Below are 22,125 nucleotides of genomic sequence, written 5' to 3'. Positions count from 1 at the left end.
ATCCCCACTGTGCGGCGTCACATTGTCTTTCGTGGGGGTGGCCCGCCCTCGTAATAACTGGGGCGCGCGTGGGTGGGCCCGGGTGCGGCGGCGCGGCACCGGCCGTCACCATGGACGCATGACGAGTTCGACGCCTTCTCACCACGAGGCCCCGCCGGCGGCGGAGGCCCCGCCCGTCGCGCCTCTGCGGCGCTCGCGGCGGCACAAGGTCGTGGCCGGTGTGTGCGGCGGCCTCGGCCGGCACTTCGATCTCGATCCGGTGATCTTCCGGATCGCGGTGGGCGTGCTGTCCGTGACCGGCGGCATCGGGCTGATCTTCTACGGCTTCGCGTGGCTGCTCCTCCCGCTCGCGGGCGAGGAGGAGAACGAGGGCCGCAGGCTGCTCTCCGGCCGGGTCGACGGGGCGGCGCTCGCGGCCGTGCTGATGGCCCTGGTCGGCTGCGGCGTCTTCCTCTCGATGCTCGGCAACGGCGGGACGCTGGCGTTCGCGATGATGCTGTCGATAGCGGTGTGCGGGGCGGCGGTCTGGTCGCAGCGGCGCATGCAGGCGGTCGGCGGGGACGCCGAGGGCCGGATGGACGCGGCGACGGCGCAGGCGGTCGCGGAGGCGCCTCCGGAGGCGAAGGCGCCTCCGCTGGTGGAGTTCCCGTCCTGGTGGAAGGACCCCATAGTCAAGGACGGCTCGACCGGCAGGATCGCCGTCGGCTATCTCTGGGGCCCGCACGGCGTGGTGGACGAGGACGGCCGGCTCGAGAACGGCGAGATCCCGGTGCCCGGCAGCCAGTGGGGCACGGACGGACCTGCCGCCGGGCGACGGCCCGCCGCCTCGGCGGTCCGGCGCGGGCCGCGCTCCATCGGTGGCCTGGTCTTCCTGCTCGCACTGCTGGCCGGCGGCCTGGGCACGGGCCTGTCCTGGGAGACGCATCCGCTCGGCACGAGCCTGCAGATCGGACTGGTCGCCGCTCTGGGCGTGTTCGGCCTCGGCCTGGTGGTCAGCAGCTTCCTCGGCCGGACCGGATTCGGCACGATCTTCCTGACCGTGGTCACCGCGGGTCTGCTCGCCGTGGCGGCGGCGCTGCCGAAGGAGATCTCCACCGAGTGGGTCCGTACGACCTGGCAGCCCGCGTCGGTCGCCGCCGTACAGCCGCGCTACGAACTGGGCACGGGCGTCGGCACGCTCGACCTTTCACGCCTCGCGGTCCCCGCCGGGAAGACGGTCGGCACCGAAGCCGAGGTCGGGGCCGGAAAGCTCGAAGTGATCGTCCCGAAGGACGTCACGGTGAAGCTGCGGGCCCAGGTGGGGCTGGGCGATCTCCAGCTGCCGCAGCAGGCCCCGGGCGACATCGACATCGCGCCGGACCGCGACGTGACCCGGACGCTCGCCCCGCCGAAGGGCACCGCCCCGGCGGGCACGGTCGACCTCTCGCTTGAGGTCGGTCTCGGACAGGTGGAGGTCACCCGTGCTGCTTCATGAGTTCCGCCCCGGCCGGCTGATCGCCGGCGCGACCGCCCTCGCGCTCAGCGTGATGTACGCGGGCGACGCCTCGGGCGCCTGGACCACCCCCTGGTACGAGGTGGTCCCGGTCCTCTTCGGCGGTCTGGGGGTGGCCGCCCTGGCGACCTGGATCGCCTACCGTGTGCGCCGGCGCTCGGCGCGCATGGCGTCGAGCGAGAAGTACGCGGCCCCGGCGAGCACGAGCGGCAGCCAGGACATCAGATAGGCGAGGTCGTTCCCGTAGTAGTACGGATTGACCTGCCAGCTGACGGTCAGCCACAGGCTCAGGGAGATCAGCGCCCCTCCGAGCGCGGCCAGCCGGGCGAAGAGGCCCACCAGCGTCCCGATGCCGACGGCGAGTTCGCCGAACGCGATGGCATAGCCGAAGCCGACGGGGCTGTTCAGCGCCATGTCCACCATGGCCGGGATCGCCGAGGTGTCCCGGACGCCGCGCATCATCTCGCCGATGGACCCGCTGCCGGTGTCGGACATGAAGGCGGAGTCGGTGAGTTTGTCGATCCCGGCGTAGATGAACGTGATCCCGAGGAAGAGCCTCAGCGGCAGCAGGGCGTACCGCGAGCCGGTCTCCTTCCAGCCGGCGAGCCGGCCGGATCGGCCGTACCCACCGTTCCCGTACGTCCCGGTCGTCCCGTGCATTCGTTCTGACATCGTCGGCCTGCCTCTCCCGCGCCACTGTCCGTCCGCGGAACCGATTGTCCTCGGACCCCCTGTATGGGGATACGCGAGGAACACGTCGGGAGTTCAGGCGAGCCCGATCGGCTCAGTCGACGACGTCGATCGTGACCCGGTTGGTCTCCACGCCCGAGGCCGTCACCACCCACACCTCGACCCGCCCCGGCTCCACGTCCACGGGGAGCGGGACGGTCAGGGAGGTGTCCGTCGGGTTGGCGAAGCCGCCCGGAACGGGGACCAGCGGGACGTGCGCGTGGACGGATCCGATGCGCACGACCAGTCGGGTCAACGGGTCCGGTCCGTCGGCGCCGGCCGGCACGAAACCGGTCCCCCGGATCTCGATGTCGTCGCCGGTACGGATCGGTGCGTCCAGATCGCCCGCCTCGCGGGAGCGGACGACGGAGAAGAGGGCGGGCCGGCCGCCGTCGACGCACTTCGCGGCGAGATATCCGGCCGCCGCCACGGCGACGAGAGCGACCAGGGACCAGGGCAGGCCGGGCAGCCGCTCGGGTTCGCGCCCGAGCCGCACGGCTCCGAGGGCGAGGACGGCACCGGACACCAGGAGGTAGGCGAGGTCCGTGGGGCAGGCACGCCCGTTGTCGTCGCAGAGGAGGTCGGCCGCGCGGGGGCGGTCGGCGCGGACCTTCTGCAGACGCTGCCCCACGACCCGTGCCCACACGATCCGGCGGGCGGCGACGGCGACCGCCGCAGTCAGCGCGAAGACGGCCAGCAGCCCGGCGCCGTGGGAGGTCCCGAGGCCGGTCCGGCCGGCGCCGGTGACCATGCGCAGCGCGAGGAAGAGCACGGTGTAGACGGCGAAGAGCAGCCAGCCGGCCGCGACCGCGCGGGAGGTGGAGAGCCGGTTGTCCTCCCCGATCAGCGGGGCGAGCACCCCGCCGCGCGCCCGGTGGGCCTGGGCCGCGCCGGTCAGCGGGACCGCGAGGAGGAGCGCCGCGACGAGCCCGGCCGTGCGCGCCCCCGTCCAGCCCGTGCCGACCGCGGTGAGCGCCTGCCCGAGGAGCAGGGCGAGGACCGCACCCCATACGGCGCCGAGAGTGGCGTACCGGACGCGCCGGAGCCAGGCGTCGCCGGCCTCGCGACCGCGCGCGGCGACGGTCCGGGCCGACTGGGCGAGCTCGTCGGAGACCCACTGCCGGGAGGCGACGGGCGAGTGCGCGACGGCCGCGGGCACCCCGTGGCCGGCGGCGAGCTCGTCGCGTCGGGCGAGGAAGGCGGCGACGGCACGTCGGTGACCCGCGCGCCCGCCCCGTGCGCACCCCGCGTGGTCACCGCACTGTCTCGCCTCTTGCACCGCCACGGCGTTCACTTCCCGATCCATACGTCAACTGGCCGTTGAGTCCAGGGAATTGTGTCGCACCGGAGAGCCTCTCGACTGCTCCGAGCGCCCCGCGCGAGAGTGATTGAACCGTCATCACATTGACGTAAGGACAGTTAAGGCCATGTTCTACGACAACAGTTCGGGCTCCGCTCGGCTGATCCTGCGCCACAGCGGCTGGTAGTTGATCCACGCGGCGAGATCGGTGCCGAGCTGTTCACGGGTGGCCACCGCCTCCCGGTGCCCGATCGGCACCGGCTTGCCCGCGGCCCGCGCGGCCAGCTGCACCTGGGCGCACCGCTCCATCGCGATGAACCACCAGGCGGCCGCGTCGACCGAGGTCCCGACGGTCAGCAGACCGTGGTTGCGCAGCACGATCGCCTTGTACGGGCCGAGAGCGGTGGCGATCCGCCGCCCCTCCTCGCGATCGACGGCCACCCCGGTGTACGCGTCGTAGAGCGCGTGGTCCTGGTAGAAACCGCAGGCCTCCTGGGTGATCGGCTCGACCATCTCGCCGAGGGCGGCGAGCGCCCGCCCGTAGGTGGAGTGGCTGTGCGCGACGGCGACGACGTCGGGCCGGGCCCGGTGGACCTCGGCGTGGACGGCGAAGGCGGCCTGGTTCACGGGTGCGCCGCCGAGCACGACCTGCCCGTCGCCGTTGACGAGGACGAGGTCGCTCGCCGTCAGCTCGTCGAAGGGCGCGCCGAAGGGGTTCACCCAGAAACAGTCGGCGTACTCGGGGTCGCGGGCGGTGACATGACCGGAGACGCCCTCCTCGTACCCGAACCATCCGAAGAGTCTGAGCGCGCCCGCGAGTCTCTGCTTGCGGTACGTCCGCTCCTCCTCGACGGTCCCGTGGACGGGAGGCATCGCGACGTGGAGCCGATCGGCGGGTACGGGGGCCGGTGTCTCGCTCATGCGCGGGAAGGTAACGCCGGACCGTGCAACTGACCAGAGAGATCACACACCGAAGACGCCGAAGCCTCCGAAGACGCCGGAGACGGGACTCCGAAGCCGGACACGACGAAGCCGGACACGACGAAACCGCCGCCCCCGGATGGTGGGGGCGGCGGCTTCACACGCCTACGGGAGCGACCGGAGGTGCTACTCCCACTCGATGGTGCCCGGCGGCTTGCTCGTCACATCGAGCACCACACGGTTCACATCGGCGACCTCGTTGGTGATCCGCGTCGAGATCTTCGCCAGGACGTCGTACGGCATCCGCGTCCAGTCCGCCGTCATGGCGTCCTCGGAGGAGACGGGACGCAGGACGATCGGGTGGCCATAGGTGCGGCCGTCGCCCTGCACGCCCACGGAGCGCACATCGGCGAGCAGCACGACCGGGCACTGCCAGATGTCGCGGTCGAGACCGGCGGCCGTCAGCTCCTCGCGGGCGATGGCGTCGGCCTCGCGCAGCAGGTCCAGGCGCTCCTTGGTGACCTCGCCGACGATGCGGATGCCGAGGCCGGGGCCGGGGAACGGCTGGCGCTGGACGATCTCCTCCGGCAGGCCGAGCTCCTGGCCGACCATGCGGACCTCGTCCTTGAACAGCTGGCGCAGCGGCTCGACGAGCTCGAACTCCAGGTCCTCGGGGAGGCCGCCCACGTTGTGGTGGGACTTGATGTTCGCGGTGCCGGTGCCGCCGCCGGACTCGACGATGTCCGGGTAGAGCGTGCCCTGGACGAGGAACGCGACGTCCTCGCCGGTGCCCGCCGACTCGGCGACGATCTCGGCCTGCGCCTGCTCGAAGACGCGGATGAACTCGCGGCCGATGATCTTCCGCTTCTCCTCGGGGTCGGAGACCCCGGCGAGGGCGGCGAGGAAGCGGTCCTGCGCGTCGACGACCTTCAGGTTGACGCCGGTCGAGGCGACGAAGTCCTTCTCGACCTGCTCGGTCTCGTTCTTGCGCATCAGACCGTGGTCGACGTACACGCAGGTGAGCTGCGAGCCGATGGCCTTCTGCACGAGCGCCGCGGCCACGGCGGAGTCGACGCCGCCGGACAGACCGCAGATGGCGCGCTTGTCGCCGACCTGCTCGCGGATGGCCGCGACCTGCTCGTCGATGACGTTGCCGGTGGTCCAGCTCGGCTCGATGCCGGCGCCCCGGTAGAGGAAGTGCTCCAGGATCTGCTGGCCGTGCGTGGAGTGCAGCACCTCGGGGTGGTACTGGACGCCGTACAGCTTCTTCTCGTCGTTCTCGAAGGCGGCGACCGGCACGACGTCCGTGGACGCGGTGACGCTGAAGCCCTCGGGGGCGGCGGAGCAGGCGTCGCCGTGCGACATCCACACGGACTGCTCGGTCGGGGTGCCCTCGAAGAGGGTCGATCCGGCCTTGGAGACGTGCAGCGGCGTACGGCCGTACTCACGGGCACCCGTGTTGTCGACGGTGCCACCGAGGGTGGTCGCCATCAGCTGGAAGCCGTAGCACATGCCGAAGACGGGGACACCGGCCTCGAAGAGCGCGCGGTCGAGGCGCGGGGCGCCCTCCGCGTACACGGAGGACGGGCCGCCGGAGAGGATGATCGCCTTCGGGTTCTTGGCCAGCATCTCGGCCACCGGCATGGTGGACGGGACGATCTCGCTGTAGACCCGCGCCTCACGGACGCGTCGGGCGATGAGCTGGGCGTACTGGGCGCCGAAGTCGACAACGAGGACTACGTCCGGGTTGGTGACGTCGGGCGCGGCAGCGGGAGTCGCTGATGACACTACGGCGGCCTTCCGGCGGTAGGGAGGGGGTCCCCCGAAGGGGGCTATTTGTCGATTCTACCGGCGCGCCGGAGTCGCTTTTCGTCTCACCATCCGAACCCGGTTTGGCCCGGCCCCCGGGCGGGGGTCCATACTGTCGCCATGCGCAAGCTCACGACCTTCGTCTTTACCTATGGCACCGGCCCGTCCGGCTGCCATGGTCGTGTTGCTTAGCTGACAAGCGACTTCCCAGGCGCCCCGGGCCGACAAGGCCCGGGGCGTTCTGTCGTTTCCGGGCCGTGTCGCTCCGGGGGCCTCCGACGACGACACCCCGAGGAGCCCCACCATGACCGCCATGACCCACACCGAGAAGACCGGCGCCCGCACCGACGAGGCCGCCGCGCTCATCGGCGACGCACGCGAGCGCATCGACGCCCTCGACGACCGGATCATCGGCCTGATCCAGGAACGGATGGCCGTGTCGGCCGTCATCCAGGAGGCCCGGATCGGCTCGGGCGGCCGCCGTGTGAACCTCGCGCGCGAGATGGAGGTGCTGGGCCACTACAGGGACGCGCTGGACAAGCCTGGTACGGCGCTGGCGATGACGATGCTGGAGCTCTGCCGGGGCCGCATCTGACGCACGACCGGGGTGCGCTCGCGTACCCCGGTCCGTGCGCCCGCAGATCGACGTGCGCTCGCATACCCCGAGTGCGCGGCTCACGAATCGACGTGCGCTCGCGTATCCGGGTGCGTCCCCGCATCTGAGTTCGGGCCCGCTCTCACCCGTACGGCGCGTGACCGGCTCCCGCACCCCTTCGTTGGTCCCGTTGTCCGTGCCAGCCAGGGGCGGGCCCGAAAAATCCACGCGTGGCTTCGCTGGGGCGTGTGACGTACCGCAAGTACGTCGTGGGACCTCGCCCCAGCGCGCGTGACCGGACGGCAGGGGACAGCAGCCCGGTCACCCAGAAAGGGCGGTCGGCTCCGGGGACGCCCGGGGCCGACCGCAACCGGTCAAGACGGATGCCCGGCCGCACCCGTCCAGCACGATGCGAGACACCCACACCCCACCCCCTGTCCCCTCGCACCTCCTCACCACACACGCGGCGCAACCCCCCGGCGCCGCTCCCCTCGGCACCGCCGCTGCCCTGACACCGGTGCCGATCTCCAAGGGCCCCGCCGCGCGACCGGAATCGCGCAGCGGGGCCCTTGCGTATGAGATCTCCGGCGTGACGCGCGTCACATGACTTTTCCGTCCGGCGCCTACAACCAATCCCCCTGGCCACAGGTCATGTATGCAGCACCACCCAGAAGCTGGAGAGGCGCTGCACTCGGAGGGGGGTGCAGCGCCTCTTCCATGCCTTCGTCCCCCGCTACGACTTCTTCGGCGGGACGGCCGGCATTCCCAGGAACGGCAGCTTCAGCGCGCCGAAGGCGTCCGCCGGGACCGCCGGGGCCTTCGGGGCGACCGCCGCCAGGCGCGCGTACGCCTCGCCCTGAACCGGCCGCGGGTCCTCCTCGCCCTTGTTCGGCCAGAACGACATCGCGCGCTCCGCCTGGGCCGTGATCGTCAGCGACGGGTTGACCCCGAGGTTGGCGGAGACCGCCGCTCCGTCGACGACCGAGATACCCGGGTGTCCGAAGAGCCGGTGGTACGGGTCGATGACACCGGACTCGGCGTCGGCGCCGATCGGGCAGCCGCCCAGGAAGTGCGCCGTGAGCGGGGTGCCCATCAGCTCGCCGATGTTGGAGCCGGCGAAGCCGTTGATCTCCTCGGCGAGCAGGGAGGCCGCCCTGGTCGCCTCCGGGATCTGGTTCGGGTTGGGCGCGCCATGGCCCTGGCGGGCCGTGAGGAGCCCCTTGCCGATGCCGCCGGGCTTGCGGAAGGTCGTCAGCGAGTTGTCCAGGGACTGCATGACGAGACCGATGATGGTCCGCTCCGACCAGCGACGGTTGGAGAGGGCCCGGATCGCGAGCGTGGGGTGCTTCGCCATCTGGAGGAGCCAGTTCCGTACCCGGTGCGCGCCGTAGGGCACCTGGAGGATCGTCATGCCGCCCATGGCGTTGGAGCCCTTGCCGTAGCGGACCGGCTCGATGTGGGTGTTCTCGTCCGGGTGGATCGAGGAGGTGATCGCCACTCCGCGGGTGAAGTCGACCTTCTCCGCGCCGTGCTTCTTGCGGTAGCGCCGGTCGGTGGTCTGCGAGCCCACCAGTGCCTCGGAGTTCGTACGCGTCAGCTCGCCCAGCCGGCCCGAGATCCGGGGCAGCAGGCCGGTGTCCTTCATCCGGTGCAGCAGCGTCTGCGTCCCGTACGTGCCGGCCGCGACGACGATCCGCCGGGCCGTGAAGGTGCGGCCCTTCCCCTTCTTCTTGTCGTCGGTGGGGAGGGTCTTGACGGCGAAGCCGCCCCGCGAGTCCTCGGTGAGGGCGACGACCGAGGTCATGGGGTGGACGACGGCGCCGGCCTTCTCGGCGAGGTAGAGGTAGTTCTCGTTGAGGGTGTTCTTGGCGCCGTGACGGCAGCCCGTCATGCACTCGCCGCACTCGGTGCACGCCTTGCGCGACGGTCCCGCGCCTCCGAAGTACGGGTCGGCGACCTCGGCGCCCGGCTTCGCCTTGGCCGTACCGTCGGCATCGTCCCCGTCGCCGAAGAAGACGCCGACCGGTGCCATGTGGAAGGTGTCGCCGATCCCCATGGCCTGCGCGGTGGCCTTCAGGTGGACGTCCGAGGGGGTCGTGGTCGGGTTGAGCCGGACGCCCAGCATCCGCTTGGCCTGGTCGTAGTAGGGCGCCAGCTCCTCCTGCCAGTCCGTGATGTTCTTCCACTGCGGGTCGTTGAAGAACGGCGCGGGCGGTACGTAGAGGGTGTTGGCGTAGTTCAGGGAACCTCCGCCCACGCCGGCGCCCGCCAGCACCATGACGTTGCCCAGCAGGTGGATGCGCTGGATGCCGTACAGGCCGAGGGCCGGGGCCCAGAGGAAGTTCTTCAGGTCCCAGGAGTTCTTCGGCAGGTCGGCCCGCGTGAAACGGCGGCCCGCCTCCAGGACGCCGACCCGGTAGCCCTTCTCCGTCAGGCGCAGGGCCGTGACGGAGCCGCCGAAGCCGGAGCCGACGACGATGACGTCGTAGTCGTACGCGTCGTCCTCTTCCTGCTCCCGATTTTGGGAAGGGGGTACCGCGGTCATGGCTCTCCTCGTACGAAAAGGTGCGGATTCGGGCAGTGCTGTCAGCGCAGGCGCAGGGCCTTCATCGCCTTCAGGGACAGGCTCATGAACGCGGCGTACTTCTCGTCGTCCATCCCGAAGGAGGGCGCGAGCGGGATCAGCCGCTGCTGGGCCACGGTCTGGGCCTCGGTGAACTTGAGGATGCCCTCCGAGCCGTGGCGCCTGCCGAGCCCGGAGTCCTTCATCCCGCCCATCGGCGCCTGGACGCTGCCGTAGGCGGGCGCGTAGCCCTCGTTGATGTTGACGGTGCCGGTGCGCAGCCGGGCGGCGACGGCGTGGCCGCGCCGGGAGTCCTTCGTCCAGACCGAGGAGTTGAGGCCGTACGGGGTGCCGTTGGCCAGCGCGACGACCTCGTCCTCGTCCTTGAAGCGGTAGATCGAGACGACGGGGCCGAAGGTCTCCTCGGTGCAGACGGCCATCGGGGCCTCGACGCCGTCGAGGATGGTCGGCTCGTAGAAGAGCGGGCCGATGTCGGGGCGGGCGACACCGCCGGCGACGAGCGTGGCGCCCTTGGCGACGGCCTCCTCGACGTGCTTCTTCACCGTCTCCAGCTGGCGCTCGCCGACGAGGGAGCCCATGTCGGCGCCGTAGGAGAGGGAGTTGCCGAGCCGCATCGCCTTGGTGCGGGCGGCGAAGCGGGCGACGAAGTCGTCGGCGATCGACTCGTGGACGTAGAGGCGCTCGATGGAGATGCAGAGCTGTCCGGCGGAGGAGAAGCAGGCGCGGACGGCGCCGGCGGCGGCCTTCTCGATGTCGGCGTCCTTGAGGACGAGCATGGCGTTCTTGCCGCCGAGCTCCAGGGTCACGCCGACGAGCCGGGCGGCGGCGCCCTGGGCGACCTCGCGGCCGGTGCGGGTGGAGCCGGTGAAGGAGACGTAGTCGGCGTGCTTGACGACCTCGGGGCCGACGACCGGCCCCTCGCCGATGACGACCTGGAAGACCTCGGCGGGCAGCCCGGCCTCGATGAGCAGGTCACGGGCCCACAGGGCGGTCAGCGCGGTCTCGGTGTCCGGCTTCATCACGACGGCGTTGCCCGAGACGAAGGCGGGCAGCGCGTCGCCGACGGACAGCTCCAGGGGGTAGTTCCAGGGCGCGATCTGGCCGACGACACCGCGCGGCTGGCGCAGCTCGGTGACCTTGGTGAGGGTCGGTACGACACCGGTGTGGTGCTTGGGTCGCAGGTAGGAGGGGGCCTTGCGGCCGTAGTGGCGGGCGGCGACGGCGACCGCCTGGACCTCCTCGTGGGCATGCAGACGCGCCTTGCCGGTCTCCAGCTGGATGAGGTCGAGGACCTCGGCCTGGCGCTCGAGGACCAGGTCGTGGAAGCGGAGCAGCACGGCGGCGCGGGCGCGGACGGGGGTCTCGGCCCAGGCCGCCTGGGCGGCGCGGGCGCGGGCGAAGGCCTCGGCGACGTCCTCGGGGGTGGACTCGGGCAGCTCGGCCAGCTTCTCACCGGTGAAGGGGGTGTGGTTCGCGGTGCGGCCGGAGCCGACGACTCCGCGGGTGAGCTGGGCGACCACCTCCGGCGTGACCACGTCGGCGGCGGTGCGGGCACCGGCCGGCGAGGGCGCGAGGGGGTTCGTGCCGGTGGCGGCGGGGGCCGGGGTGGTGAGTGCCTGCGAGTCCGTCATGAGGGCGAGAGTAGGCCGCATTCCGGCCTTTGGGTACCCGTCGGTAACGCGTTTTCACCGGGTGCGCACAATCGCGCCAGCGATCGCTGGCACATAAGCCCTGATCAGGGGCTTACGGCGGCCGGGAGGGCGATTTCGCGGATTTCCGGCCCGGTCAGTCGCCCGGCGCCCGCCAGTGCTGCAGGACGATGTCGAACTGTTCCCGGGTGGTCTCCCAGCTCGACTCCGGCGAGGACATGTACACGGCGTACTCGGTGCCGTCGTCCGCGAAGTACAGTTGGTCGATGGCGTGTCTCGGGCCCGGGAACTCCTGCTTCTCGTACCAGGTGAACTCCCACCGGGCGGAGCGGACCTGGTCGCGGTAGGTGTTCTGGTTCAGCTTGATCCGCTTGTACTGGAGCCGCCTCTTCAGCGTCTTCTCCAGGTCCAGCACGTGCACGTACGGGTTCTCGAAGTCGGGCGTGCGGTCGATGCTGATCCGGATCCGGTGGTTCCCGTTGTCCGGCGTGTAGTCGATGCTGTCGCCCTCCGACTGGCGCTTCCAGCCCTTCGGCACCGCCAGGCTGAAGCCCTCGCGGTCCTGGACGCGGTGCCAGCCGGCCGGGAGGGCGTCCTTGGCGGCCTGCGTCACTTCGGGCTGGGTGCTGTGAGCGGAGTCCCCGGCCTTGCCGCCTCCGCCGGAGTAGTTCATGGCGGTGAAGACGGCTCCACCGGCGACCAGGCCGGCCAGAACGGCCGCCAGGACCGCCGAACGCCACCGACCGCGCCCCTTGGGCTCGGGCGCTCCGGGCCGGGGCACGATTGTGGGGGTGGAGACGGGGGTGGCCGTGGGGGCGGGCTGGTCCTGCGCCGGGAGCTGGGCGGTCGCGGAGACCATCTCCTCCTGCCCCACGCGCTGCGTCGGTACGTACGCCTGCGCGGCCTGGGGCGTGCGGCCCTCCATGGCGTCGAGCAGCATCCGCTCGGCCTCGTCCGTCCCCGGCCGGTCCGCCGGGTCCTTGCGGAGCAGCGCGATGATGACGGGGGCCAGCGCGCCGGCCTTGCCCGGGTGCGGCGGCTCCTCGGTCACCACGGCCTGCATGGTGCTGATGGGCGAGGTCCGCCGGAACGGCGAGGTCCCCTCCACCGCCGTGTACAACGTCGCGCCCAGCGACCAGAGGTCGGAGGCCGGGCCGGGGTCCCCGCCCCGTACCCGTTCGGGCGCCAGATAGTCGATGGAGCCGACGAGTTCACCGGTCCGGGTGATCGTGGAGTCGCCCTCGATCGCGGCGATGCCGAAGTCGGTGAGCAGCACCCGGCCGTCGCGGGCCAGCAGGACGTTGCCGGGCTTGACGTCCCGGTGCAGGACGCCCGCGGCGTGAGCGGCGCGCAGGGCGCCGAGGACGTGCAGGCCGATCCGGGCCGCCTCGCCGGCCTCGATCGTGCCGGCCTCCTTCGCGGCGTCCGCGAGCGAGGGCCCGTCGACGTACTGCATGACGATCCACGGCCGGTCGTCGTGCTCCAGCACGTCGTGCACGGTGACCACGCCCGGGTGCGTGATCCGGGCCGCGGCCCGGGCCTCCTTCTGCGTGCGGGCATGGAGAACCAGCCGGTCGGCCTCGGCGACGAACCGACCCGCCGTCAACTCCTTGACCGCCACCACCCGGTGCAGGACCTCGTCGTGCGCCCGCCAGACTTTGCCCATGCCACCACGGCCGATGGTCTCGGCCAGCCGATAGCGGCCGGCGAGCAGGAGTCCCGCCGCGGTGTCCGCACTCTGTGAATGTTCCACTGTCCCCCGCCTGTTCCTTCGGATGCCAGGTTACGGAGGGAGAGAGGGGGTACGGAACATCGGGGCGGGCAAAGGAACAGCACTGTGACCAGGCCGACGGAGAGCGATGCTTTTCGGCCACGTTTGTGAGGGTCGTCCGGCGCGGTGTCGGGGCCTTCGGTGCGAGCTCAGCGGGTCGCGCGGTACGCCTTCACTGCCTGGTCGTAGATCTCCGACACCTTGTCCCGCTCGCTCTCCGGGCCGATGACCTGCACCACGTGGTAGCGCCCGCCGTGGATCAGGGCGAGGTTGCGGACGAAGACGTCCCGCCCGGTGGTGTCCTGCCAGGTGAACTGGCCCACCGCCATGGCCTGCTGGCCGACATCGATCCTGCGCAGCCCCGAGGCGCTGGACCAGGAGGAATCCCGCCACGGCTGGAGCTCGCGCTCCTTGGTGCGCTGGTACGCCATCGGGTCGGAGCCGTTGGCCTGCACGGTGTCCCGGCCGGGGACGACGACCAGCGTGAAATCGCCGCCGGTGTAGCGGACTTGCCCGGCGTCGTTGATCGGGCTGCGCTGCCAGTCCTTGGCGACACCGATCTGGAAACCCTCCGGGTCCTTGCGCAGGGTGTATCCGGCGGCGAGGGCGGGCGTGCTGGGGTCGGCGGGCGGCGGGGTCGTCTTCGCGGCGCTCGGCTTCGGGCTCGGTGTGGCGGGCGGGGCGGACCGGCTCGTGGGCTGCAGCCCGGCGGGCCGGTCCGAGGGGCGGCCCGCGGGCTGTTCGCCCTCGGCGCCTTCCTTCGGCATGAACATCACGGCGTACGCGACGACGCCGGCCAGCAGCAGGAAAATGAGGAGCAGGAGCGTACGCCCGAGGGAGCGCGGGGAACGGGCGCCGCCGCTCGCGCGCGGCGCGCGGGGGGCACGCGGTGCGCGCTGCGGGAGCTCCTCGTGGAAATGCTCCTGGCGGAACTCATGACGCGCGCCACGACGGTCGTCACGGCGTCCGTCACCGCCGTCGCGGCGGTCGGGGCGTGCGCCTCGCGGCTCCTTGCCCTTCCGGTGACGGTGGCGGCCACCGGCCGCTCCCCCGCGACGCCTGCGCACCAGTTCGCCGCGGCGGCGCACCACGGGCAGCCGGGTCGCGTCAACGGCGGGCAGCGGAACGATCCCCAGGCCGACCTCGGGCTCCGGGGCAGACCGGACGAGGGAGCGCAGCCAGCCGCTCAGCTCCTCGAAGTCGGGGCGCTCGGTGGGGTCCTGGCGCAGCAGCGACTCGACGACCGGGCGCAGCGGGCCGCATTCCTCGGCGAAGGCGGGGGGCTCGGCGCAGACGAGCTGGACGAGCTCGGCGGCGTTGTCCTCGGGGTACGGGGCGTGGCCCTGCACCGCACGGTAGAGCAGCGCGCCGAGCGCCCAGAGGTCGGTGGCGGGGCCGATGGGCGGGGCGAGCCGCCAGTTCTCGTGGACCGGTCCCGCCTGTTCGGGCGCCCAGCGTTCGGTGACGGCGCCGACGACCGCGATCCGGGCCTGGCGGGCCCGCTCGCCCGCGAGGCGGGTGTCCGGGCCGCGGTAGAGGCTCGTGGGGCCGGTCGCCTCGGCGGGATCGTCCCAGCCTCCGGAGGCGGGTGCGGGAACGGGTACGGGCGGCTGAGGGGCGGGGGCGGGGGTGTAGCCGGCCGGGAGGGCGGGGAGCGCCGGGCCGGGAGTGGAGCCGCCGCCCGCGGGGATGGGGCCGGAGCCGTCACGCGAGGCATGGGGGCCGTCGCTCCAGGATCCGGCGAGCAGCGCACGCGGCGGCCCGCCGCCTTCGGTCCCGTACCCCTTCCGGTACGGGGCCGGGTACTCGTCGTCGGTGTCGTCCTCGTCGTCCTCGTCCGCGGCCTGGGACCACCACTGCGGCTCCGGGCCCAGGCCCTGGGCAGGAGCTGCGGGAAGCGCGTGTGGCCTCTCGGGGCCGGGCTCGGGCTCGGGGGTCGGGCGCTGGACCGGGACGGCACCGGTGTCGCCGATCCGCGTCGCGGCGCGCGCTCCCGCCCGGTAGGCGGCGATGGCACCCGCGCGGGCCGCTCGTACGTCTCCCGCGGCCGGGCCCGCTCCCGGCAGTTCGGGTCGCGCGCCCGCCTCGATCTCCGTACGTCCGCGTACTTCCGGCACGACCGTGTCCGGTTCGGGTTCCTCTCCCCGCTCCTCGTACGGAGGCGCGTGACCGGCACCGGCCGCGCCCTCGTCCTCCTCGGCGAGCGGCACGGGTGCGTAGCCGCACAGGGCCTCCTCCGCCGCACCGGCCGCCAGGCCGGTCAGCACCACGCGGCCGTCGTCGCAGACGAGCACGGTCCGGGTGGTGATGTTCCGGTGGGTCCAGCCGTGCGCATGCAGGGCGCGCAGGGCGGTCAGGACGTCGGAGCCGATCTCGGCCGCGCGGTACGGGGAGAGCGGGCGCTCGGCGAGCAGCGCGGCCAGCGGCCTGGCGCCGACCAGTTCACTCACTATCCACAACGAGCCGGCCTCCGCGAACACGTCGAAGACCTGGTCGAGGCGGGGATGGTCGGGGATCTGCGCGGCGGCTTGCGCCGCCTCGACGGCGCGCCGCACCGCGGGATCGGCCGGCCTGCGGGTCGCCCCGCCGTGGCCGCGGTCCGGACGGTAGCCGGAGCCGTCGGCGTCGAGGAACTCGGCGTCGACCACCTCGGGCAACGGCACCTGCCGCACACGGACTTCCTGGCCGCTGTAGGTGTCGAAGGCCCGCGTCTCCACGAGCTCGTGCGCGTCCGAGGAGGACAGAGGCAGGCGGTAGCGCTCGGCGAGCACCCTTCCCGCGTAGTCCTCCACGACGCCTCCCCACCGAGCGCGCTGTCCCCCGGGTCTCGCCTACCCCGTGGGATCCCGTTCAGCTCATGGGATCCCACGGATCACGCGAAACCGTCAATTCCGGTCCGGGCCCGTGCAGTTAACGGCTCTGTTCGGCTGCGTACGGTCCCCGGCCTCTCACGATACGTGGCGCCGGTCAGTCCTTGGGGCTGAACGTGGCGAACGCCGTGTCGCGCAGCGTCTTGCACGCGGGGGCGTCCCACTCCTCCGCCTTGCAGCTGATCATGATCGAGTAGCCGCGCCTGGCGTCCACCTTGAAGCCCCGGTTCAGTATCCGGACCTTCATGCCCTTCTCGGTGCGCTCGAACTCCCAGTCGGCGACGGTCGGGTAGCCCTTGTACGAGACGGGCTTGATGGCGATGTGCCGGTATCCGTTGCTGGTGGCGGCGACGCCGGCCATGGCAGCGGACCACGCGCTGGCCGCGTCGTCCTTGGGGTTGCTGTTGAAGTCGACCTGCACGCGGGGGTACCCGCCGTCGGCGTTGAATATCCCGCCCGAGTTCCGGCCGGCGATGCCGTTGAGCCGGAAGGAGGCCGGCATCGCCATGGTGAAGTGGAACCGGTCGTTGGTCACCATCGTGTAGCCGGCGGGCAGCTGGGTGCCGCCCGTTCCGGGCCCGGCGGTGCCCGGCGACGAGGAAGGCGTGCCGCTCTGCTCGCCCGAGCCCGAGCCCGAACCGGAGCCCGAACCGGGCTGGTCGCCGCCCTGCTGGTCGGGGTTGCTCGGCGTCGTGCCCTGGTCCTTGCCGTCGCCGTTCCCGGCCGTGGCACCGGCCGAGGTCACCTTGTCCCCGCTGCCCTTGCCACCGCCCTTGTTGTCCTTGCCCTCCTCGCCGCCGTTCAGCGCAACGGCCAGGATCGTGCCGAGGAGTGCCAGGACCACGACCGCGGCGATGATCACCAGGGTCCGGCGCGGCACGACATCGGTGAGCGAGGCCCGCGGCTGCGCCGGCCGGTTCCCGCCCTGGAGCGGCTCCGGCTTCGGCTTGGCCTTCTGCTCGGGCTTCGCCGCGGCGGCCGCGTTCCGTACGGACCTCAACGCCCCGCGCACGCGGTCGGCGGCCGCGTCGACGCCCTTCTCCTTCGCGGAGGACGGGGCGAACGGCGGGGTGGGCGGGACCGGCGGAAGCGGCACCACACGGGTGGCCTCCGGCGACGGCTCTGGCTCGGGGACGGGAGCGTCGAGCACGGCCCGGAGCAGCACCCGCGCGCCCGCGTCGTCGAGGCGCTGGGCGGGGTCCTTGGCCAGCAGGCCGTAGATGACCTTCTCCAGGAGCGGCCCCGCGTTCTTCGGCGGGTCGACGGACTCGGTCATCACGGCGGTGAGCGTCGCGATCGCGGAGCCCTTGTCGTACGGCGGGCTGCCCTCGACGCTCGCGTACAGCAGTCCGCCCAGCGACCACATGTCGGCGGCGGGGCCGGGCTTGTGGCCGCGGGCCCGCTCGGGCGAGATGTACGAGGGGGCGCCGACGAGCATTCCGGTGGAGGTGATCGACGGGTCGCCCTCCACCTGGGCGATGCCGAAGTCGGTGAGGACGACCCGGCCGTCCTCGGCGATCAGCACGTTGGACGGCTTCACGTCGCGGTGCAGGATGCCCTCGCGGTGCGCGGAGCGCAGCACGTCGAGGATCGCGAGGCCGACCTCGGCGGCGCGGTGCGGGGTGAGCGTGCCGTCCTCGCGCACGGCGTCGGCGAGGGACTTGCCCTCGATGAGCTCCATGACGATCCAGGGACGGTCGTCCTCGTCGACGACGTCGTAGACGGTCACGGCGCCGTTGTTACGGATCCGGGCGATGGCCTTGGCCTCGCGCAGGGTCCGGGTGATGAGGCGTCGCTTCTCTTCCTCGTCGATGCTGTTGGGGAAGCGCAGTTCCTTGACGGCGACCGTGCGTCCGAGGGTCTCGTCGACCGCACGCCACACCGTGCCCATGCCACCACGGCCGAGCACCGCGCCCAGCCGGTACCGCCCGGACAGCAGACGCCCCTCGGCCGTCGCCGCCGCACTCCCCGCCCCGGAGCGCCCCGCGCCCCCGGCCTTCCTGGGCGCCGGCGCCTCGGCCTTGGGCCCGGCGGCGGGCACGGCGGCCTTGGGCCCCTCGCCCTTGGGCGCGTCAGCCTTGGCCGCCTTGTCCTCGGCCGCCTTGTCCTCGGGCGCCTTGTCCTTGGCCGCCTCGCCCGCGGGCTTCGAGTCGGACTCGACCCCCGCCGTGCCACCGGTCCCGGTGGGCTCGGCCGACGTGGCCGAATCCCTGCCGGACGTCACCTCCGGCTCCGCCTCACGCGCCGCTGGAACCACACCTCGGTCGCCGTCGGTTCCGGCACCCGCTGCGGCGTCCCGCCGAGGATCCCGCGCCGTGTCCCGCGACTGCTCCGCCTCCGACATGCGTCCCCTCTGCGATCCCTGATCTCCGCCCGCGTCCGCCGCTTCCCGCGCGATGCGGTAACCCACCCTGGAAGAGAGCTCATTGTCTCTCACTCAGGGACCGATACCGAGCCCGGGTCCGCACTCCGAGAGGACGGCCCGGAGGAAAGCGCTCCCACCATGGCACCCGACGCCGGGGCAGCCCTCTCGGGTTCCCCGTCCGCACGAACAGAATGCCGCAACCTCCCCCAAGGAGCCCCACCGGAGAACCATTTCTGCCGATGTGTCAGATCGGGACGATGTCCGGAGCCCCGAGCCGGGCCGCGTCCGCCGTCAGGTCGTCCGGCTGCCGCTGCGACTCCCGCTCCGCCTCCACCCGCTTCTCGTAGTGCTCCACCTCCTTCTCGATCTGGTTCTCGTCCCAGCCCAGCACCGGTGCCATCAACTCCGCGCACTCCCGGGCGCTGCGCGTCCCCCGGTCGAAGGTCTCGATCGAGATCCGGGTGCGCCGGGTCAGTACGTCGTCCAGGTGCCGGGCCCCCTCGTGCGAGGCCGCGTAGACGACCTCGGCGCGCAGATAGTCCTCGGCCCCGGTCAGCGGTTCGGCGAGGCTCGGGTCGGCGGCGATGAGCTCCAGGACCTCCTCCGCCAGCGACCCGAACCGGTTGAGCAGATGCTCGACGCGCACCACATGGAGGCCCGCCCGTGCGGCGATTCGGGCCCGCGCGTTCCACAACGCCTTGTATCCCTCGGCGCCCAGGAGCGGGATGTCCTCGGTGACGCATGCCGCGACCCTCTGGTCGAGCGCGTGGACGGCCTCGTCCACGGCGTCCTTGGCCATCACGCGGTAGGTGGTGTACTTGCCGCCGGCCACGACCACGAGGCCCGGGACCGGGTGTGCGACGGTGTGCTCGCGCGAAAGCTTGCTCGTGGCGTCCGACTCGCCCGCCAGCAGGGGCCGCAGCCCCGCGTAGACCCCCTGGACGTCGTCCCTGGTGAGCGGCACCGCCAGGACGCTGTTCACATGCTCCAGGAGATAGTCGATGTCGGCGCTGGACGCGGCCGGGTGGGCCTTGTCCAGGTCCCAGTCGGTGTCCGTGGTGCCCACGATCCAGTGCCGCCCCCACGGGATCACGAACAGCACGGACTTCTCGGTCCGCAGGATCAGTCCGGTACTCGAGTGAATCCTGTCCTTGGGCACCACCAGGTGGATGCCCTTCGACGCCCGTACATGGAACTGCCCCCGCTCCCCGATGAGCGCCTGGGTGTCGTCCGTCCACACCCCGGTGGCGTTCACGATCTGCTTCGCCCGGATCTCGTACTCCCCGCCGGCTTCCACGTCCTGGACGCGCGCGCCGACGACCCGCTCGCCCTCGCGCAGGAAGCCGATCACCCGCGCACGGCTGGCGACCTTCGCGCCATAGCTCGCGGCGGTCCGCACGAGCGTGGCGACGAAGCGCGCGTCGTCCATCTGGGCGTCGTAGTACTGCATCGCCCCGACCAGGGAGTCCTTCTTCAGGCAGGGCGCCACCCGCAGGGCGCCCTTCCGGGAGAGATGGCGGTGGACCGGCAGGCCGCGGCCATGGCCCGAGGAGACGGACATCGCGTCGTACAGCGCGACGCCCGAGCCCGCGTAGAACCGCTCCCAGCCCTTGTGCTGCAAGGGATAGAGGAAGGGCACCGGCTTCACCAGATGGGGTGCGAGCCGCTCCAGGAGCAGTCCGCGCTCCTTCAGCGCCTCCCGCACCAGCGCGAAGTCCAGCATCTCGAGATAGCGCAGACCGCCGTGGATGAGCTTGCTCGACCGGCTGGACGTGCCGGACGCCCAGTCCCGGGCCTCCACGAGGCCGGTCGAGAGGCCTCTCGTGGCCGCGTCGAGCGCGGTCCCGGCGCCGACCACTCCGGCGCCCACGACCAGCACGTCCAGTTCGCGCTCCGCCATCCCGGCGAGCGCTTCGGTGCGCTCGGCGGGTCCCAGTGTCGCTGTCCTCACCGCTGCCTCCCGTCGTCCCCCCGCGTGGTCGGGCTCACAGACTCGATTCTGTCCCGGCCTTCCGACTTCAGCCACCGCCTGTGGATAACACTCGGCGACCTTCGACCCCACAATGCCGCGTATCGGTCATATTTACGCCTAGTCTGACATTGCGCTCAACCCGTTCTGTCCACCGGGGTTGCGCATCTCGTCCCCTCCGGCTACTGGGAAGGACGGCCCACCCTTCATGCCCGCTGATCTCGCCGTCATCGGCCTCGGCCACCTCGGACTCCCTCTCGCCCAGGCCGCCATCGCCGCCGGCATCGACACCATCGGCTTCGACATCGACCCCCACCCCGTCGCCGAACTCGCCGCCGGCCGCCCGCCCGTCGACGGCTCGCTCACCGCGTCGGAGATCCGCCGGATGCTCTCGGGGGGCTTCCGGCCCACGACCAACCCGGCCGAACTCGGCCGGGTCCGCACCGCGGTCATCTGCGCCCCGACCTCACTCGGCCCCGACCGCACCCTCGACCTGACCGCCGTCGCCGACGCCGCCCGCGCCCTCGCCGCGAAGCTGCGCCCCCACACCACGGTCCTGCTGGAGTCACCCGTCCCACCCGGCACCACCGAAGGTGTGCTGCGGGACCTCCTGGAGGAGGGCTCGGGGCTGCGCGCGGGATGCGACTTCCACCTCGCGTACTCCCCCGGCCGCCTCGACCCCGGAAACCGCGCCCACGGCTTCGCCGGCACCCCCAAGGTCATCGGCGGCCTCACCTCCGCCTGCACCGAGTCCGCCGCCGCCTTCTACGGCCGGCTCACCGACAAGGTGGTACGCGCGCGTGGCCCGCGCGAGGCCGAGACGGTCAAGCTTCTGGAGACCAACTTCCGGCACGTCAACATCGCCCTCGTCAACGAGATGGCGGTGCTGTGCCACGAACTCGGCGTGGACCTCTGGGACGTCATCCGCTGCGCCGAGACCAAGCCCTTCGGCTTCCAGGCCTTCCGCCCCGGCCCCGGAGTCGGCGGCCACGGCCTCCCCGTCGAGCGCCTCGGCACCCACCGCCCGCTCCGTATGGTCGAACTGGCCGGCCAGGTCAACGAACGGATGCCGCAGTACGTCATCCAGCGCTGCGCGACCCTCCTCAACGAGCACGGCAAGTCGGCCCGTGGCGCGCGGGTCCTTCTGCTGGGAGTCACGTACAAACCCGATCTCGCCGATCGCGAGGGCTCGCCGGCCGACGAGATCGCCCGCCGTCTGATGGACCTCGGCGCGGTGGTCAGCTACCACGACCCCCATGTCCCGGACTGGCGCGTCCGCGAGGTTCCGGTCCCCCGCGCGGACTCCCTCTACGAGGCCGCCGCCCACGCCGATCTGACGGTCCTTCTGCAGCACCACCGCACCTACGACCTCCAGGGCCTGGCGGTCAAGGCCCAACTCCTCCTCGACACCCGCGGCGCCACGCCGGCGGGCGCGGCCCACCGCCTCTGAATTCCCGGAGGCGGTGTGTCGGAGCGGACTGTTAGTCTCCGGTCTCTTCGATCGCACATCCGTGCGCACGTGTCCCTGGGGGGATCCGCATCATGTCTCAGCCCGTTCCGCCGCCCGGCAACCCGTTCGCCGACGGCGCCGCGCCCACTCCGTACCCCGCCACCCCGCCGCCGGCGCCCGCGCGCAACAACGTGGGCCTCGGCCTCGTCGCCGCCCTGGTCGCGGCTCTCGTCGGCGCGGGTCTCTACGGCGGTCTCGCCGGGGCCGTCGACCGGGAGATCGGCTACGCCGCCGTGGGCGTCGGCTTCCTCGTCGGCTTCGCCGCCGGCAAGGTCGGCGGCACCAACCCGGCCCTGCCGGTCGTCAGCGCCGCGCTGTCCCTCGGTGCCGTCTACCTCGGCCAGCTCCTGGCGATCGCGATCATCGTCGGCAAGGCGCTGGACGCCTCTCCCACGGACATCATCTTCAACGACTTCGCTCTCCTGACGGATGCCTGGAGCGAGGGCAGCGACTTCATGACGTTGCTGTTCTTCGCGCTCGCCGCGTTCGCCGCGTTCGCCGGCTCGAAGAAGGCCGCCAAGTAACGACGCGTACGGAGAGGGGCCCCGCACCGGGTGGTGC

Annotated in this window: 15 protein-coding genes; 5 read left to right on the top strand and 10 right to left on the bottom strand. The window is 72.0% G+C overall.

What is annotated here, in order from left to right; all coding sequences use genetic code 11:
- The first annotated feature begins 118 nt into the window (after positions 1-118).
- Together ACFVZW_RS23425 and ACFVZW_RS23420 are read left to right on the top strand one after the other, a co-directional pair.
- The gene (locus tag ACFVZW_RS23425; protein ID WP_384524399.1) at positions 119-1,474 is read left to right on the top strand and encodes a PspC domain-containing protein; all 1,356 of its coding nucleotides are present in this window, start codon (positions 119-121) and stop codon (positions 1,472-1,474) included.
- Positions 1,461-1,721, top strand: a complete 261-nt coding sequence (locus ACFVZW_RS23420) for a hypothetical protein (protein ID WP_384524397.1) — start codon at positions 1,461-1,463, stop codon at positions 1,719-1,721. Before ACFVZW_RS23425 ends, ACFVZW_RS23420 begins: the two co-directional genes overlap by 14 nt.
- Here ACFVZW_RS23420 and ACFVZW_RS23415 read toward each other — a convergent pair.
- The 4 genes from ACFVZW_RS23415 to guaA form a co-directional block, all read right to left on the bottom strand.
- Entirely contained in the window at positions 1,631-2,152 is a 522-nt protein-coding gene (locus ACFVZW_RS23415; protein WP_384524395.1) for a DoxX family protein, read from the bottom strand. The two genes, ACFVZW_RS23420 and ACFVZW_RS23415, sit on opposite strands and share 91 nt — an antisense overlap.
- A 124-nt stretch (positions 2,153-2,276) precedes the next feature.
- Complete coding sequence (locus ACFVZW_RS23410) at positions 2,277-3,506, bottom strand: hypothetical protein (protein ID WP_384524446.1); 1,230 nt, start codon at positions 3,504-3,506, stop codon at positions 2,277-2,279.
- Between the two features lie 147 nt (positions 3,507-3,653).
- Positions 3,654-4,442, bottom strand: coding sequence for a class II aldolase/adducin family protein (locus ACFVZW_RS23405; protein ID WP_384524392.1), 789 nt, complete (start codon positions 4,440-4,442; stop codon positions 3,654-3,656).
- Positions 4,443-4,628: 186 nt separating this feature from the next.
- On the bottom strand, positions 4,629-6,230 hold the full coding sequence (gene guaA / locus ACFVZW_RS23400) for a glutamine-hydrolyzing GMP synthase (protein WP_384524389.1): 1,602 nt from the start codon (positions 6,228-6,230) through the stop codon (positions 4,629-4,631).
- A 325-nt stretch (positions 6,231-6,555) separates the two neighbouring features.
- On the opposite strand from guaA, the gene ACFVZW_RS23395 reads away from it, so the two are divergent.
- On the top strand, positions 6,556-6,846 hold the full coding sequence (locus tag ACFVZW_RS23395; RefSeq protein ID WP_384524386.1) for a chorismate mutase: 291 nt from the start codon (positions 6,556-6,558) through the stop codon (positions 6,844-6,846).
- 733 nt (positions 6,847-7,579) lie between these two features.
- Here ACFVZW_RS23395 and ACFVZW_RS23390 read toward each other — a convergent pair.
- The 6 genes from ACFVZW_RS23390 to ACFVZW_RS23365 form a co-directional block, all read right to left on the bottom strand.
- Entirely contained in the window at positions 7,580-9,391 is a 1,812-nt protein-coding gene (locus tag ACFVZW_RS23390; protein ID WP_384524383.1) for a GMC oxidoreductase, read from the bottom strand.
- Between the two features lie 41 nt (positions 9,392-9,432).
- A complete protein-coding gene (locus tag ACFVZW_RS23385) occupies positions 9,433-11,061 on the bottom strand; it encodes a succinic semialdehyde dehydrogenase (RefSeq protein WP_384524380.1) in 1,629 nt (542 codons plus the stop codon).
- Positions 11,062-11,215: 154 nt separating this feature from the next.
- Entirely contained in the window at positions 11,216-12,832 is a 1,617-nt protein-coding gene (locus ACFVZW_RS23380) for a serine/threonine-protein kinase (RefSeq protein WP_384524377.1), read from the bottom strand.
- A 167-nt stretch (positions 12,833-12,999) separates the two neighbouring features.
- Complete coding sequence (locus tag ACFVZW_RS23375) at positions 13,000-15,642, bottom strand: protein kinase (protein WP_384524374.1); 2,643 nt, start codon at positions 15,640-15,642, stop codon at positions 13,000-13,002.
- Positions 15,643-15,817: 175 nt separating this feature from the next.
- Positions 15,818-18,064, bottom strand: a complete 2,247-nt coding sequence (locus ACFVZW_RS23370) for a serine/threonine-protein kinase (RefSeq protein ID WP_384524371.1) — start codon at positions 18,062-18,064, stop codon at positions 15,818-15,820.
- 265 nt (positions 18,065-18,329) lie between these two features.
- Positions 18,330-20,036 (bottom strand): glycerol-3-phosphate dehydrogenase/oxidase, encoded by a 1,707-nt coding sequence (locus ACFVZW_RS23365; RefSeq protein WP_384524368.1) that lies wholly within the window; start codon positions 20,034-20,036, stop codon positions 18,330-18,332.
- Positions 20,037-20,262: 226 nt separating this feature from the next.
- On the opposite strand from ACFVZW_RS23365, the gene ACFVZW_RS23360 reads away from it, so the two are divergent.
- Positions 20,263-21,504: a nucleotide sugar dehydrogenase gene (locus ACFVZW_RS23360; protein ID WP_384524365.1), complete on the top strand. Its 1,242-nt coding sequence runs from the start codon at positions 20,263-20,265 to the stop codon at positions 21,502-21,504.
- 92 nt (positions 21,505-21,596) lie between these two features.
- On the top strand, positions 21,597-22,088 hold the full coding sequence (locus tag ACFVZW_RS23355; RefSeq protein WP_384524362.1) for a hypothetical protein: 492 nt from the start codon (positions 21,597-21,599) through the stop codon (positions 22,086-22,088).
- The last annotated feature ends 37 nt before the right edge of the window (positions 22,089-22,125 follow it).

The sequence above is a fragment of the Streptomyces sp. NPDC059567 genome (assembly GCF_042735655.1).
In the GTDB taxonomy this organism is placed as follows: Bacteria; Actinomycetota; Actinomycetes; order Streptomycetales; family Streptomycetaceae; genus Streptomyces.
Note: the sequence above shows the minus strand (reverse complement) of the source record. Positions and strands in the feature narration are given on the sequence as shown.